14 protein-coding genes are annotated in these 15791 nt (G+C 64.5%); 5 read left to right on the top strand and 9 right to left on the bottom strand.

The window, feature by feature from the left end; translation table 11 throughout:
• Positions 1 to 9: 9 nt before the first annotated feature.
• The 8 genes from AC19YY_RS09585 to cbiE form a co-directional block, all read right to left on the bottom strand.
• The gene (locus tag AC19YY_RS09585; RefSeq protein ID WP_500604107.1) at positions 10 to 2118 is read right to left on the bottom strand and encodes a TonB-dependent receptor; all 2109 of its coding nucleotides are present in this window, start codon (positions 2116 to 2118) and stop codon (positions 10 to 12) included.
• 153 nt (positions 2119 to 2271) lie between these two features.
• Positions 2272 to 3654, bottom strand: coding sequence for a PepSY-associated TM helix domain-containing protein (locus AC19YY_RS09580; RefSeq protein ID WP_500604106.1), 1383 nt, complete (start codon positions 3652 to 3654; stop codon positions 2272 to 2274).
• Between the two features lie 151 nt (positions 3655 to 3805).
• Complete coding sequence (locus AC19YY_RS09575; RefSeq protein WP_169952084.1) at positions 3806 to 5881, bottom strand: TonB-dependent copper receptor; 2076 nt, start codon at positions 5879 to 5881, stop codon at positions 3806 to 3808.
• A 94-nt stretch (positions 5882 to 5975) separates the two neighbouring features.
• Positions 5976 to 6398 carry a DUF2946 domain-containing protein gene (locus AC19YY_RS09570; RefSeq protein WP_169952083.1) on the bottom strand — a complete coding sequence of 141 codons (423 nt, stop codon included), beginning with the start codon at positions 6396 to 6398 and terminating at the stop codon, positions 5976 to 5978.
• An 18-nt stretch (positions 6399 to 6416) separates the two neighbouring features.
• Entirely contained in the window at positions 6417 to 6899 is a 483-nt protein-coding gene (locus tag AC19YY_RS09565; RefSeq protein WP_169952081.1) for a copper chaperone PCu(A)C, read from the bottom strand.
• A 45-nt stretch (positions 6900 to 6944) separates the two neighbouring features.
• Positions 6945 to 7340, bottom strand: a complete 396-nt coding sequence (locus tag AC19YY_RS09560) for a DUF2946 domain-containing protein (RefSeq protein WP_172312622.1) — start codon at positions 7338 to 7340, stop codon at positions 6945 to 6947.
• 272 nt (positions 7341 to 7612) lie between these two features.
• Positions 7613 to 8323 (bottom strand): cobalt-precorrin-6A reductase, encoded by a 711-nt coding sequence (locus AC19YY_RS09555; protein ID WP_500604105.1) that lies wholly within the window; start codon positions 8321 to 8323, stop codon positions 7613 to 7615.
• Positions 8320 to 9525 (bottom strand): precorrin-6y C5,15-methyltransferase (decarboxylating) subunit CbiE, encoded by a 1206-nt coding sequence (cbiE, locus tag AC19YY_RS09550; protein WP_500604104.1) that lies wholly within the window; start codon positions 9523 to 9525, stop codon positions 8320 to 8322. Before cbiE ends, AC19YY_RS09555 begins: the two co-directional genes overlap by 4 nt.
• Before the next feature lie 112 nt (positions 9526 to 9637).
• Here cbiE and cobG point away from each other — a divergent pair, with 112 nt between their 5' ends.
• From cobG to AC19YY_RS09525, 5 genes are all read left to right on the top strand, one after another.
• Entirely contained in the window at positions 9638 to 10942 is a 1305-nt protein-coding gene (gene cobG / locus AC19YY_RS09545; RefSeq protein WP_500604201.1) for a precorrin-3B synthase, read from the top strand.
• Positions 10935 to 11561 carry a precorrin-8X methylmutase gene (locus AC19YY_RS09540; RefSeq protein WP_500604103.1) on the top strand — a complete coding sequence of 209 codons (627 nt, stop codon included), beginning with the start codon at positions 10935 to 10937 and terminating at the stop codon, positions 11559 to 11561. The genes cobG and AC19YY_RS09540 overlap by 8 nt, the downstream gene beginning before the upstream one ends.
• On the top strand, positions 11558 to 12292 hold the full coding sequence (locus tag AC19YY_RS09535) for a precorrin-2 C(20)-methyltransferase (protein ID WP_500604102.1): 735 nt from the start codon (positions 11558 to 11560) through the stop codon (positions 12290 to 12292). The genes AC19YY_RS09540 and AC19YY_RS09535 overlap by 4 nt, the downstream gene beginning before the upstream one ends.
• On the top strand, positions 12292 to 13929 hold the full coding sequence (gene cobJ / locus AC19YY_RS09530) for a precorrin-3B C(17)-methyltransferase (protein WP_500604101.1): 1638 nt from the start codon (positions 12292 to 12294) through the stop codon (positions 13927 to 13929). The genes AC19YY_RS09535 and cobJ overlap by 1 nt, the downstream gene beginning before the upstream one ends.
• 298 nt (positions 13930 to 14227) lie before the next feature.
• Positions 14228 to 15010: a hypothetical protein gene (locus AC19YY_RS09525; protein WP_169952065.1), complete on the top strand. Its 783-nt coding sequence runs from the start codon at positions 14228 to 14230 to the stop codon at positions 15008 to 15010.
• Positions 15011 to 15018: 8 nt separating this feature from the next.
• Here AC19YY_RS09525 and AC19YY_RS09520 read toward each other — a convergent pair whose 3' ends face one another.
• Positions 15019 to 15615 (bottom strand): MarC family protein, encoded by a 597-nt coding sequence (locus AC19YY_RS09520; protein WP_003171467.1) that lies wholly within the window; start codon positions 15613 to 15615, stop codon positions 15019 to 15021.
• Positions 15616 to 15791: the final 176 nt, after the last annotated feature.

Raw genomic sequence — 15791 nt, 5'->3', positions numbered from 1 at the left:
CAGGGGTGGTTAGAAGGTGTAGTCCGCGGTCACAAAGAACGAGCGCGGTTCACCCAGTATCCATTGCTGGCCGTCATTGTATTGGCTCACGGCATAGGTGCGGTCGAACAGGTTATTCAATTGCAGGCCCAATGTCGTGTTGCGCAGGGCTTTCCACGAAACAGTGGCGTCGACCACGGTGTAGCTGGGCAGCTCATTGCGGTTGGCCATGTCAGCGTAGCGCGCATCCACATACCGCACGCCGGCACCGGCGCGGATGTCGTCGCTCACCGCCTTGCTGACCCACAGGTTGGCCGTGCGGCGCGGCACGTCCACCGGGCGATTGCCGTCGCGCGAGACCTGCACGCCGCCGACGTTCTGCTGGAAGTCGTCATATTGCGCCCGCACGATGGCCGCATTGGCCTGCAGTTGCCAGGCATGGGGCAGTTGCAGGTCGAGGCTGGCCTCCAGGCCGTCGGAGGATTGCTGGCCCACTTGCTGTTTGAACTGCGGGTTGCCCGGCACATCGGTCAGCAGTTTCTTTTTGACGATATGGTAGGCCGCCAGGGCCCACTCGCCGCGCTGGTCCCAGAAAGCTTGCTTGATACCGATTTCGGTCTGCTTGGCGGTGGACAGGTCGAACGCCTGTTGGCTTGAACTCAGAGAGATCAGCCCGCCGACGCCATCGGTGCTGGTGGCGTACTGGCCGTAGACCGAGGTGTCCGGGGTGAGGGCAAACACCAGGCCGGCCTTCCAGTTGTTGCCGGTCAGGGTCTTGTCGCTGCGCTCGGCGCTGCGCAGTTCATCGCGGTCCAGGTGCACGTAGTCGCGACGAATGCCGGTGACCAGGGACAGGCGCTCGCTCAGTTGCAGGCGGTTTTCGGCAAAACCTGCGAACTGCTTGGTGGTGGTGGCGAACACCGGCAGGAACGGATCGGCGCTTTCAAACGGGGCCTGGGCCGGGTGTTTCACATCGATGGGCTGGCCACCGTCCACGACGTCGTTAAACGGTGAGTTGCTGGCCAGGCGAAAGCGGATGCGGTTGTATTCCACGCCGGTCACGGTCTGGCTGTCGAGGCCAAACAGGGTGTGTTTGAAGGTAAAGGTCTGGCGGTCGCCGACCTGTTCCTGGTTGTGCTTGATGCCAAAAAAACCGCTGCGGGTCAGTTGCCCGGCGCTGAAGTTGTAGTTCTCGGCGTTCTGCCAGCGGCGCTGGGCCTTGAGGTAGTACAGCTCGTTGCGCGCACTCAGGCTGTCGTTGATCTGCCACTCGCTGCTCAGGCGGGTCCACTGGTCGTTGTAATGCTGGGTGTCGTTGCTGACGTTGTAGTTCTTGTCGCGCAGGCCCTTGTGCAGGTGGCCGTTGAGCAGCGGCGTGCCGAAATAGTTCTGCGGGCGTTGGTCGCCGTAGTCGTGGGCCAGGGTGAAGCTCAGGTTGTCGGCGGCCTGCCAGCGCAGGGCGCCGCTGGCAAAATCGCTGGCCGAGTCGCCACGGTCGATAAAGCCATGGCTGCGCAGGCGGTTGAGGTTCAGGCGATAGCTCAAGGTATCGGTCAGCGAGCCGCCGCTGTCCAGGGCCTGTTGCTGGCGATCATAGGAGCCGTAGCCGAGGCGGATGTGGTTTTCGATCTCGCCCTCAAAGGGCTTTTTCGCGACGGTATTGACCACCGCGCCGGTGGCGCCTTCGCCATACAGCACCGATGCCGGGCCGCGCAGCACGTCCACGCGTTCGACGGCCCAGGTGTCGACCGGGAAGGTCGAGGTGCCCATGCCGTTGTACAGGCGGTTGCCGTCATACAACTGCATCACCGAACCCTGGCCGGCAAACCCACGGGCTTGCAGCGAGGTACCGCCGTCGCCCGGGGTGCCGGTGCGGCTGATGCCGGTGGCGCGGGAGATGGCGTCCTGCACACTGGCGTCGCCGCGTTCGCGGATCTGCTCGCCGGTCTGGCTTTCGACACTGCCGGGGGTTTGCCGGGCGCTGAGGCCCAGGCGCGAGCCGGCGGTGGTCGGGGTGTCGAGGTCGACAGGTGCGCTGTCCACTGCCGGGGCGGTCACGGGGCTGACGGGCAGGGTCAGGGCCTGGGCACTGTTTTGCAAGGCAAGCAGGCACAGGCCGCTGGCAAGGTACTTGTTCATCGGACGACAGATCGCTTCTTCGAGACGGTACTCGCCGCTGAGCGCGGCGAGTGGGGACGGTGCAGTAAGTGTTATAAGTTAACACTTCTTACGTTAGGGATGAAAGCCCGCGTAAGACTACATAACGCCTCTATGTAGGGCATCTCGCCTACCTCATGCAGAAGATGAGGCCGATTCACGTTGCTTGAAAAAACGCGCCAGTACCAGCCGATCCAACACCCACACCACGATCAGCGAGGCGCCGACCAGCGGGAAAATGATCGCCAGGGCCAGCATGATCAGCATCGCGGTTTTCCATTTCGGCAGGTCGTGGCGCAACGGCGGCACCCCTAGGCCGCCCTGTGGCCGGCGCTTCCACCAGATCACCAGGCCACTGACCGAACTCAGCAGAATCATCAGGCACACCAGCAGCACGATGATCTGGTTGACCACCCCGAACATCTTGCCCTCGTGCAGCATCACCCCGGACTCGGTGACCCGCGCCACCGTGTTGTAGTGTTCCCAGCGCACATCGGCCAGGACCTTGCCGGTGTACTGGTCGACATGCAGGGTTGCGTCATTGCGCGGGTCGTTGGCGAACACGGCGATGGTGAACACGCCCGTGGCCGTGGTGGGGAGGGTGACGCTGTAGCCCGGCTCGACCTGGCGTGCGGTGGCCAGGTCCACCACCTGTTGCAGGCTGATCGCCGGGGCGGCCGGGCCATGGTGCATGCCGCCGTGCTGCATGTGTTCGGCATGCTCGCCGGACATCGGCATGGGGGTGTTTTCCAGGGCCCAGGGCACGGTCTGTTGTGTGGCGGTGTTGAGGCTGCGGGCCTGTTGGTCGGACTGCGGCACGTCGTTCCACATCGCCGCTGGGAAGTGGTTCCACAGATCGGCGTATTGCTTGCCCCAGAAGCCGGTCCAGGTCAGGCCGCTGAGGATCATCAGCAGCAGGAATGCGGCGCCCCAGAAGCCGGTGACCCCATGCAGGTCGCGCCAGAACAGGCGCCCGCGACTGCCCAGGCGCGGCCACAGGATCCCGGCGGCGGATCTGCCGCGCGGCCACCACAGGTACAGGCCGGACACCACCAGCATCACGCCCCAGCCCGCCGCGAGTTCGATCAGGCGGTCGCCGGTGGTGCCGATCATCAACTCACCGTGCAGCGCACGGACGATGGCTTGCAGGTTGTAGGTCGCGTCCTGCTCGCCGAGCACGTTGCCGCGATAGGGGTCGACGAACACGGTCAGTTCGTGGCCGGCGTTGTGCAGGACAAATTGCGCGCTGCTGCTGGCGTCCACAGGCGGCAGGTATTTGCTGAGGGTGGCTTGTGGGTAGGCGGCCTTGGCGCGCTGCAATTGCTCGTCGGCGCTGAGGACGTGCGCGGCGGGCTCGACTTTGAGCAGGTCGGCATACATCAGCGGGTCAAGCTGGGGTTTGAACAGGTAGATGATGCCGGTCACTGCCAGCAACACCATGAAGGGCGCGACAAACAGCCCGGCGTAGAAATGCCAGCGCCAGGCCAGGTTGTAGAAGGAAATCTTTGGAGGGTTCATCAGGGCGCTCCGCAAGGACTCTAATGTTATGGGTATTGATGACGCTATTGCGGGCAATCACCCTGTAGGAGCCGGCTTGCCGGCGATGAGGCCCTTGAGGACGCCATCACCGGCAAGCCGGCTCCCACAGGGGGGATTGCCCGCGATGTGTTTAGAAGCTCATATCCACCTTGGTCCAGAGCGTGCGCCCTGGCTCCTTGATAGCTTGCGGGTCGTTGGCCGGGTAGCCGAACCCGGCGTTGCCGGCCAGGTTCAAGTGTTCGGCGTAGGCCTTGCCGAACAGGTTGTCGACGCCGGTGCTGACCTTGAAGTTCTTGTTGATGCGGTACGCCGCGTTGAGGGAGAACACGCCAAAGCCACCGCTCTTGGCGAAGTCCTTGCCGACCACGTTGCCTTTGTTCTGGTCGATGCGGTTTTGCGCCGCCACCACGCGCCACAAGGCGCCGGCGCTCCAGTCGTCTTCGCTGTAGGTCAGGCCGAAGCGCGCGTCCAGCGGCGGCATTTGCGGCAGGGCCTTGCCGTCGCTGCTGTTTTTGCCCCAGGCATACGCCAGGGTGGCATCGGCTTTCCAATTGGAGGTCAGCTTGTAGGCGGCGCCCAACTCACCGCCCATGATCCGCGCATCGATGTTCTGCGCCTGGGAAGTCATGCCCATCATCCCCGGGGTGTAGTTGAACAGGATGTAGTCGCGCACCTGGCCGACATACCCGGAGGCCCAGGCTTCAAGCTCAGCGGTCTTGTATTGCAGGCCGAAGTCCAGCTGGGTGGTTTTCTCCGGCTTGACTGCATCAAAGGCATTGAGCGAACCCGCCGGGCCTTTGCCGGGGGAGAACAGCTCCCAGTAGTCCGGGAAGCGTTCGGCGTGGCCGAGGCCGGCGTAGAGCGTGGTCGGGCTGTCGGCCAAGTCATGTTCATAACGTACGAAACCCGATGGCAGGGTGTCAGCGCGGGTGTCGCCGGCGGTCGGGTTGGCGCGGCTCATCATGCCGCTGCCGGTGCGCTGGCGGTAATCCTTGGCCGAGGCGCGATCCAGGCGGGCGCCCGTGATCAACCGGTCATTGTCGGCGGCGTACCAGGTCAACTCGCCAAACACCCCGTAGTTATGGAAGTCGGCGTCCTTGGTGCGCGGCAGGTTCTTGTAGGTGTCGACACCGGCGCTGCTGCGCTGGCGGTGTTCGTTGGTCTGCGCGTCGATGCCGCTGATCAGTTGCACATCGGCCCAGCGCCAGGTGGCCTTGATCCGCGCGCCGAGGGTGCGGCGGTCGACGTTGGACGCCATGGGCCCGGCCATCATCCCGGTGCCCGATGGCGTGCGCAGGCTGTAGTTGTCCATCACATGGTCGGCGTAGTTGTAGTAGACCTGGGCTTCGACCTTGTCCAGCACCTCGCCGATATTGGATTTTTCGAAGCGCAGGCCGAGGCTTTCGCGCAGGAACTGCGAGCCGTCCATGCCACGCCCGGCGTAGCGAGCTTCGCCATCGCCACGGCCGGCGGTGAGCTCCAGCAGGGTGTCGGCGTCCGGGGTCCAGCCGAGGGCGACGTCGCCGTTCCATTTGTCGTAGCGCGAGGCGACGGTGTCGTTGTTGCCGTCCTTGTAGTCATCGGCGTGGGCCTGGTTGCCGATCACGCGGATATAGCCGAGCGAGCCACCGGCAGCGGCATCCACTACTTTGTCGAAGCGCCCGTTGGAGCCGGCGAGGATGCTGGCGTTGACCCGGGTACCCAGTTCGCCGAACTGCTCCGGCTCACGGTCGAACAGCACCGTGCCGGCCGAGGCGCCGGGGCCCCAGAGTACGGTTTGCGGGCCTTTGATCACGGTCAGCTTGTCGTAGGTTTCCGGGGAGATATAGGAGGTGGGCGCGTCCATGCGGCCAGGGCAGGCACCGAGCATCATGCTGCCGTTGGTGAGGATGTTCAGGCGCGAGCCGAACATGCCGCGCAGTACCGGGTCGCCATTGGTGCCGCCGTTGCGCACCAGGGCAAAGCCTGGGATGGTCTTGAGGTAGTCGCCGCCGTCACTGGCCGGCACCGGCTGGCGCGGGTCCTTGGGGTTGGTGACGATAGTCAGCGGGGAGCTGGGAGCGACGCCAGTAATCACCGTCGGGCTCAGCTCGTTGCGGTGCTCGGCGTGGTCGTCGGCATACGCCTGTGGCGCCAAGAGTGCGCCGCACAAAACGGCGAGCACAGGGGTACATCCCATACGGGTGTCAGCAGGAAACCTGGACATGAAAAATTCCATCAATCAGTCGTAAACAACACGGCCAGCAGCCTGCGGCTGTCTGTGTGAAGGCGGCCGTGCGAAGTTGTGTGTTATTGGCGGTCTACGACTGGCTGGGCGGTGCGCGGCTGCGGGCGCCGGGGAAGATGCTCTGCCGGGCATGGCCCAGGCGCGGTGCGGGGATCAGGCCGGTGGCCGGCGGCGGGCTGCCGAGGGCCACGAACGACACGCTGCCAGGCAGGGCCGGGCAACTGAACAACAGGCTGCAATAGCCGCATTTCTCCCACATCACGTGGTCGGCGGCGGGGGCCTTGGCATGCCCGGCCGGGTGCTGCGGGGCGGCATGGCAGATGTCGTCCATGGACATCTGCATGGACATGCCGGCGTGATGGTCCATCGGCATCGCTTGGGAAATCAGCGGTCCGATAAAGATCATCAGCATGGCGAACAGGCTGATCCAACTGCCGCGGGCCAGCCTCAAGGGCTGGCGGCGGCGCAGGGTCGAGCTGTTGGCGGGAGCACCCATGGGAGCGACCTGGGGTAGTTACTGGGCGTGCTGGTGCTCGTGGTTGGCCATCGGCGGCACTTTTTGTACCCAGACTTGCACTTTTACCGGCCCGGCCTTTTCGAAGTTCAAGGTCAGGGGGAAGTGCTGGCCGTCGCGCAACTGGCTGCGATCTTTAAGATCCAGGAGCATCACGTGATAGGCCATCGGTGCAAAGGTCAGCTCGCCCTTGGACGGCACGGCCACGCTGGGCACCTGTTGCATCTTCATCAGGTCGCCCTGCATCACATGCTCATGCAACTCGGCCTTGGCCGCCACCGGCGTATCGACACTGAGCAGGCGGTCCGGGGCTTCGCCCTGGTTATGGATCACAAAGTAGGCGGCAACCGTGGGTGCATTGGGCGGCAATTCCTGGGACCAGGGATCGCTTACCAGCAGGTCGCCGGCCTTGTAGTCATCGGCATTGGCAGCACTGAACACAGGCAGCAGCAAGGCCGCCAGAAGCAGGGAAGATTTGAGCATGGCAGTTCTCCAGAACGATTCAAACGCAGTTCAATTGCGAAGTGATCAAACGGTTGGAGAGGCGCGGGGGTTGAGGCTCGGCCATTGCTGGCGCGGGGTCGGGGCTTGCAGGGCAGGCGATGGCAGGCCAGGCGCCGGGTCGAAGCGGGTGAGATACAACTGCGGCACATGCCCCGGCAGCGCCACCAATGGCGCCGAGCCCGAACAGCACCAGCAATGCTGCATGCTGGAATGCTCGTCCTGCTGCGGCGCCGGTACATCCAGCGTGCCCAGGGACATCGCCACCAGCTTGCTGCCGGTGGACGAGCAGAAACTGCCCCACAGCAATTGCTGGGTAGGGCTTTTGCCCTGCTGCATCGCCCCAGCCATCGGCATGGCAAACGCATTGAACAGCACTGCAAGGCAGGCGATCCAGGCAAATGCAAAGCGTTGACGGGCCATGGCGGACAATCCGTAGGGTTAAGCGATCAAGTGGGTATTTAGCCTGATCGGGGGGCATAAGTAAAAGTTGCTGGTGTGGTTTGGTGTCGCAGTGATGTCAGGCGCTGTGCTTATCATGATAGACGCGAACGCAGGAATACCAATCGTGAAAACGCCGCAGTCCTAAATGTGGGAGCGGGCTTGCCCGCGATTGCGGTATGTCAGGATCAAATATGTTGACTGATACACCGCTATCGCGGGCAAGCCCGCTCCCACATTTGAGCAGTGTTGTTCTATAAGGCCTGCAATATCGAATCGACCGTCAAAAACTCCCGATCCACCCCCGCCAACACCGGCCGCTGCAAAACCACCACCGGTATGCCGCGCTCGCGGGCCACTTGCAGCTTGGGTTCGGTGGCGCTGCTGCCGCTGTTTTTGCTGATCAATACATCGATGCGCCGCCGTTCGAACAACGCCCGTTCGTCCTCGATCAAAAACGGCCCACGGGCGCCGATCACTTCGCAGCGTTCGTTGCCGGGGTAGGCGTCCAGCGCACGCAAGGTCCAGAACTGCCCGGCGGGGATTTCGTCGAGGTGTTGCAGCGGTTCGCGACCGAGGGTGAACAGTGGGCGGTGGAAGGGTTTCAAGGCCTCGATCAGCCCGGCCCAGTCGCAGACTTCGCGCCAGTCATCAGCGGGTTGTGGCTGCCAGGCGGGACGGCGCAGGGCCCAGCAGGGGATCGTGCACAAGCGCGCTGCCTGGGCGGCGTTGGCGCTGATTCGTGCGGCGTAGGGGTGGGTGGCGTCGAGTATCAGGCTGATGTTCTGGGCGCGGACAAACTGCGCCAACCCCTCGGCACCGCCGTAACCACCGACGCGGACCTGGCACCTCAGGTCAGTGGGCACCCGGCCAATCCCGGCCAGGCTGTAGATATGCTGGGGCCCCAGGGTGCGGGCGATGGCCAGGGCTTCAGTCACGCCGCCCAGCAGCAGGATGCGCTTCATAGCGGCTTGATCACTTCCAGCAAGGTGATGGGCAGCGCCTGGCGCCAGGTGTCGAATTCGCCCAGGGGCTGGGCCTGGGCCACATGGATGCGGGTCAGTTCGCCGCCGTGTTGTGCGCGCCAGTTCATCAGGGTCATCTCGCTTTGCAGGGTCACGGCATTGGCCACCAGCCGTCCGCCGGGACGCAGGTGTTGCCAGCAGGTATCGAGCACGCCGTCGCGGGTTACGCCGCCGCCGATGAAGATTGCATCGGGCGCCTCCAACCCTGCCAGGGCCAGGGGCGCGCTGCCGCGAATCAATTGCAGGCCAGGCACGCCAAGGGCCTCGCGGTTGTGTTCGATCAACTGTTGGCGGCCGGCGTCGGCTTCAATTGCCAGGGCGCGGCAGCTGGGGTGGGCGCGCATCCATTCGATGCCGATGGAGCCGCTGCCGGCGCCCACATCCCACAGCAATTCGCCGGGAGTCGGGGCGAGGCGCGCTAAGGTCATGGCCCGCACATCGCGCTTGGTCAGTTGGCCGTCATGCTTGAACGCCGCATCCGGCAGGCCGGCCAGGCGTGACAGGCGTGGGGTATTGGCGTCGGCGAGGCAGTCGATGGCGATCAGGTTCAGCGTGGCAATCGGTGGGTCTTGCCAGCCTTCGGCGTGGCCATCGATGCGCCGCTCGGCGGTGCCACCGAGGTGTTCAAACACACTCAGGCGGCTCGGGCCAAACCCGCTGGCGCGCAGCAACGCGGCGATGGCGGTCGGGCTCTGGCCGTCGTTGCTCAATACCAGCAAGCGCACGCCACTGGCCAGATGGGCATTGAGCGCGGCCACCGGGCGGGCGACCACCGATAGCGTCACCACGTCCTGCAATGGCCAGCCCAGGCGCGCCGCCGCCAGCGATACGGACGAGGGCGCTGGCAGGATCAACAGCTCATCCGCCGCCACCTGCCGTGCCAGGCTGGCGCCGACGCCGTAGAACATCGGGTCGCCGCTGGCCAGCACGCAGACCGGCTCAAAGCGCCGCGCCAAGAGCGGCTCCAGGGAAAACGGGCTGGGCCATAGCTCGCGTGTGCCACGGATGCACACCGGCAGCAAATCCAGCTGGCGCTGGCCGCCAATGATACGAGAGGCGCGCAACAGAGCATGCCGGGCATTCCTGCCCAGGCCCTTGAAGCCGTCTTCACCGATGCCTACTACCGTCAGCCAGGGCGACATATTGATTCCTTGAACGACATCCGACGGGCAGGCTTTTCATGCCGCCGGACAAAGCAGGCATAATACCGCGCCTTTACCCGTGAACCGGTAGCCCCCCGTGAAGCCACTTCCTCTGTCCACTAGCAAACGCCCCTCGGGTTGCCCGGGGTTGCTGCGTATTGTCCAGGCGTTGGATGGCGGGATTTGCCGGATCAAATTGGCCGGTGGGGCCATCACCGCCGCGCAGGCACTGGCCGTGGCGCACGCCGCGCAGGTTTACGCCGGTGGGGTGATCGAGGCGACCAACCGCGCCAACCTGCAGATTCGCGGTATTGGCCCGGAGCATGACGGCTTGATCGCGCATCTGCTGGCCGCAGGCCTGGGCCCGACCACCGCCGGCGGTGATGATGTGCGCAATGTGATGCTCAGCCCCGGCGCAGGCATCGACCGCGACATGCTGCTGGACACCCGGCCCCTGGCGGACCAGATCCTCGCCACCTTGCAAACCCATCCACGGTTCCATGAGTTGTCGGCCAAGTTCGCCGTGCAACTGGATGGCGGCGAAGCCCTGGCGATGCTCGAACATCATCACGACCTGTGGTTATCAGCCTACGCCGCGCAGGGCCAGACCTGGCTGGCGTTCGGCCTGGCCGGTTGCCCCGCGCAAGATCAACCGCTGGCCGCTGTCCCCGTGGAGCAAGGCCATGGGCTGGTCGTCGCCGTGCTGGAGCTGTTCCTCGACCTGGCGCGCCCGGAGCAGAACCGCATGCGTGAGGTGCTGGCGCAAACGTCTGTGGATAACTTCGTCGGGCGTTTGCACCTGCCGTTGCTCCCCGCCGATGGTTATCGCCGCCGCGCCAGCCCGAGCAGCTTGCGCCTGGGCACTTATCCACAGCGCCAACCGCAGCGGGTCTACGTGGCCGCCGTCACGCCATTGGGGCGCCTGGACTCGGCCATGCTGCGAGGCGCTGCGCAACTGGCCCTGGAGCATGGCGACGGCACATTGCGCTTCACCCCATGGCAAGGCTTGCTGCTGCCCAACCTGGCGCCGGACGTTGCCGCGGGCGTTACCGAAGGCCTGGCGCAGTTGGGCTTCCTCTGTTCGGCCGACCAGGCCCTGGCGCGGATGATTGCCTGCACCGGGTCCAGCGGCTGCGCCAAGGCCCAGGCCGACACCAAGGCCGACGCCCTGCACCTGGCCACGTTGCTACAGGACCACGGCCAGGGCCTCGACGTGCACTTGTCCGGCTGCCCGCGCACCTGCGCTGCGGCGCACATTGCCCCGGTCACCTTGCTGGCGGTGGGCACCGGGCACTACGACCTCTATTTTCGCGATGCAGGCCAGCCGGGTTTCGGCCGCCTGCACGCGCACAACCTTTCTATTGAAGCGGCGGGCGCCGTGTTGCGTGCCCGTCCACGGAGCAGCACCGATGATTGATTACATCCGCGACGGTCAGGAGATCTATCGCAACTCCTTTGCGATCATTCGCGCAGAGGCCAAGCTGGATCGCATCCCGGCCGACCTGGAAAAACTCGCCGTGCGGGTGATTCATGCCTGCGGCATGGTCGAGTCTATCGACGGTTTGCAGTTCTCTGAAGGCGCAGGCAAGGCCGGCCGTGAGGCCCTGGCCGCCGGTGCGCCGATCCTGTGCGATGCGCGGATGGTCTCCGAAGGCGTGACCCGTGCGCGCCTGCCGGCCAACAACGAGGTGATCTGCACCTTGCGTGACGATAGCGTGCCGCAGCTGGCACGGGAGCTGGGCAACACCCGTTCCGCCGCCGCCCTGGAGCTGTGGCGCCCGCACCTGGCTGGCAGCGTGGTGGTGATCGGCAACGCGCCGACTGCCTTGTTCTACCTGCTGGAAATGCTCGACGCCGGCGCGCCCAAGCCGGCGCTGATCCTCGGTTTCCCGGTGGGTTTTGTCGGCGCCGCCGAGTCCAAGGCGATGCTCGCCGCAGACAGCCGTGGCGTGCCGTTTGTGATCATGCAGGGCCGCCTGGGCGGCAGTGCGATGGCCGCCGCAGCGGTCAACGCCCTGGCCACGGAGGTCGAATGATGCAGGCGCGTGGACGTTTGATCGGCCTGGGCGTCGGCCCTGGCGACCCGGAACTGATTACCCTCAAGGCCCTGCGCCTGCTGCGCGAATCGCCGGTGGTGGCGTACTTCGTCGCCAAGGGCAAGAAGGGCAATGCGTTCGGCATTATCGAAGCGCACCTGGTACCCCAGCAGACGCTGATGCCGCTGGTGTACCCGGTGACCACCGAAGCCTTGCCGGCGCCGTTGTCCTATGAACAGGTGATCAGCGATTTCTACGACGCTGCCAGTGTCGAGGTGGCCGCGCACCTGGATGCCGGGCGCGATGTGGCGGTGATCTGCGAAGGCGACCCGTTCTTCTACGGCTCCTACATGTACCTGCATGACCGCCTCGCCGAACGCTACGACGCCCAGGTCATTCCCGGCGTGTGCTCGATGCTCGGTGGCGCCTCGGTGCTGGGCGCGCCGTTGGTGTATCGCAACCAGAGCCTGTCGGTATTGTCCGGCGTGCTGCCCCACGACGAGCTCAAGCGCCGCCTGGCCGATGCCGATGCGGCGGTGATCATGAAACTGGGGCGCAACTTCACCAAGGTGCGCCAGGTGCTTGAAGAGCTGGGGCTGGCCGGGCGCGCGCTGTATGTGGAGCGCGCCACCATGGCCAACCAGAAAATCGTCGCGCTGGATCAGGTCGAGCCCATGTCTTCGCCGTATTTCTCGCTGATCATCGTGCCGGGCGAAAGGTGGCAAGGGTGATGACGCCGGCGATCGTAGTCCTCGGCCAGGGCAGCCTGGCCACCGCGCGCAGTATCCAGCAGGTGTACCCCGGCGCCTTGATCCACGGCCTGGCCGGCCGGGTGGAGGGGGCCGACCAGGCCTATAGCGAATTTGGCGCGACCCTGCGTCAGTTGTATCAGCAGGGCACGCCGATCATTGCCTTGTGCGCGGCCGGGATTGTGATCCGCACGTTGGCGGCGCTGTTGCTGGAAAAAGGCGAGGAGCCGGCGGTGCTGGCTGTTGCTGAAGACGGTAGCGCGGTGGTGCCGTTGCTCGGTGGCTTGGGCGGGGTGAATATCATGGCGCGGGAAATCGCGGCGGCCCTGGGTGTGGCTGCCGCGATTACCACCAGTGGTGAGCTGCGTTTTGGCACCTGCCTGCTCAACCCGCCCCAGGGTTATCAACTGGCGGACCTTGAACTGGGCAAGCGCTTTGTCTCGGACCTGCTGGCCGGCGAGCATGTGCGTATCGAAGGCGCTGCGCCATGGCTGGAGCAGGCCAACCTGGCGCAGGACCAGCAGGCGCGCCTGAGCATTCATGTCGGCAATGCCGAGCGGGTGCCAGCGGCCAATGAGCTGCTGATCTATCCGAAAAACACTTGGATCACCTGCCGCCCGGGCGCCGGTTTGGCCGCGCAGGTGCGCCAGGCGTTGCAGCAGGATGGCATCGCCGTGCAGTCCCTGGCGTGCCTGCTGGCCGATAACGCCGATATGGCCAGTGGCCAATTGCATGAAGCCGCGCTGGAGCTGGGCGTACCGCTGCGCTTTACGGCGCTGGCCGCTGGACCGGAGCTGGTCATCCATTCGAGCGCTGCGCCGGTGGACCTGGCGCAACTGGGCCACCCCCGTGGCCGCCTTGCGGTGATCGGCCTGGGCCCCGGCGCTGCCGAACTGATGGTGCCGGCGGTCAAGGCTGAGCTGGCGCGTTGTACCGACGTGCTGGGCTACGAAACCTATGTGCGCATGGCCGGGCCGTTTCGGGCCGACCAGGTGCAGCACTGCACCGACAACCGCGAAGAGATGCAGCGGGCGCGGCATGCCTTCGCGCTGGCGGCCGAGGGGCGTTCGGTGGTGGTGGTGTCTTCCGGCGACCCTGGGGTGTTCGCCATGGCTGCGGCGGTGCTGGAGGCGTTGCACGAATCCAGCGACCCGGCCTGGCAGCGGGTCGAGCTGGAGATCCTGCCGGGGGTCTCGGCGTCCCTGGCCACGGCGGCCCAGGCGGGTGCGCCACTGGGGCACGACTTCTGCGTGATGTCGCTGTCGGACAACCTCAAGCCCTGGTCGATCATCGAGAAGCGCCTGGACCTGGCATGCGAGGCCGACCTGGCCCTGGCGTTCTACAACCCGATCTCGCGTTCGCGCCCCTGGCAACTGGGGCGCGCCCTGGAAATCGTCGCCCGGCACCGCGTTGCCAGCACGCCGGTAGTGCTGGGACGCGATATCGGTCGCCCCGGGCAGACGCTGCGCACCACCACCCTGGGCCAGTTGACCCCGGACCAGGTGGATATGCGCACCATGGTGCTGGTCGGTTCGTCCACCACCTGCGCGTTCCCTCGGGTGGGCGGTGGCGAGTGGGTGTACACGCCACGCTGGTATGGCGAGAAGCCGGCCTCCTGAAACGATAGCGGCCCCGCGATGGGGCCGCTGATCTGTCAGAAAACGCTAATCATCGATGACAGAGATTTCTGCATTCACCCCCGCCGTTTCGCAATGCCATCAACGGTTCCTCCCTTTTAGTTGCAGAAAGTAAGCCTGCTGTTATCAGGCTTCACCCCATCCCCCGTGTTTGCGAGGGGGCCAAGGGGCGCAGGTTTTTCCTACGGCCAAATAACCCTATTTGTACCCCCTGAAAAAAGTTCAATCACACGACTAGTGTTTCTTGTAAGCCCGTGTGGGTTTTTGTGGAGAAACAGTTATGGAGCGCAAACATAAACGAATCGACGTGGCGAAAAAGAACAAGCTGATTGCGGCATACCGGCTGCCACTGACCAGTCAGCCGTCGGGTTCGCCAGGGCCCGCCCAGGCCGATGGCGACTTGAATGGCGCGGTGATCAACAACAGTGTGTTTTCGTTTGTGGCGGGCATGAGCCGCCTCAACAAGGAATACACCCGCAAGAGTTACCTGTTGGCCAGTAGCTACGTGAGTGATGTGCTGAAAGTGGGGCGTGGTACGCAGGCCTGGTACGACGAGTTCATCAAGGTCATGGGCAACCTTGGGTGGTTGCCGATACGCAGCAGTTTCGAACGGGTCACCACTTCGGTGAAGGGGCTGAGCGTGCAGATGGCGGCGCTGAACATCATCACGTCCACGGTGGCCTCGACGTTCCTGTCGGGCTCCCTGGCCATGGCGCTGCCCAAGTTGGCGGCGGATGCCTTCGAGGCGTTGAAGCAGCTGTCGGCACCGTTTGATCTGTTCAAGCGCAATATCGTCAACCATGAGGGCGGCGACTTTGGCCTGGCGTCCTGTTCTGAGGTCGACGGAGAGGTGTTGATGGTGCTGGTGACCTACAGCGCCCATGGCGTGAGCAAGAAAGTGGGGGTGCCGTTTTTTGAATGGGACAGTTCCACGGTCGAAGCCTACAGTGGCCAGACCTGCCTGATGCTCAATCCTGCCGTGGTCAACGACGCAACCCTCAAGCAGTTGCGCGAGAGTGCAGGCGACAAGGTCTTGCTGGCGATTGCCCAATACCGGATCTGACCGTTGCCTCAGGGCACCAGGTAACCGCGCACTCCGGTAAAGATGATCTGCGCTGCCAGTGCGCATACGAACAAGCCCATCAGGCGGCTGACAATCTGCAGCCCTTGGTCGCCGAGGATGCGTTCGATGCGGTTGGACAAGTACAGCACCACGCCCACCGTCAGGCTGGCCAGGGCAATGCTCAGGATCGCGGTGAGCTTGTCATCCCAATGGGGCTGGCTGACGCCCATCACCAGCAGCGCACCGATGGTGCCGGGGCCGACCGTCAAGGGGATGGTCAGGGGGACGATGGTCACGTCCTGCTGCACGTTGTCGGTCTGCACTGCCGACTTGCCCTGGGCCATGCCCAGGGCGGAGATAAACAACACACTGCCGGCGCCGATGCGGAAGGCATCCACGGTGATACCAAACACACTGAAAATCACCCGGCCAAACAGGTAGAGCAACACGCTCGACACCAGTGTCGCCAAGGCGACCTTCCAGGCCAGGCGCCGCCGTTCCTTGCTGGAATAGCCACGGGTCAGGCTGATAAAGCAGGACAGGACGAAGAAGGGGCTATACAGCACCAGCATCTTCAAATAAACGCTGAACAACACGTGGAGCATGGTGGGAGCTCACAGCGAAGGAAGGGCGAGGGAGAGTTTATCAGGCTTGCAGGCCGGAAGGCGCGACTGCAAACCAATGTGGGAGTGGGCTTGTGTAGGAGCTGGCTTGCCTGCGATAGCATCGCCTCGGTACATCAGGTATATCCAGGTGATGCTATCGCAGGCAAGCCAGCTCC

The sequence above is a fragment of the Pseudomonas sp. MF09156 genome (assembly GCF_059862305.1).
Note: the sequence above shows the minus strand (reverse complement) of the source record. Positions and strands in the feature narration are given on the sequence as shown.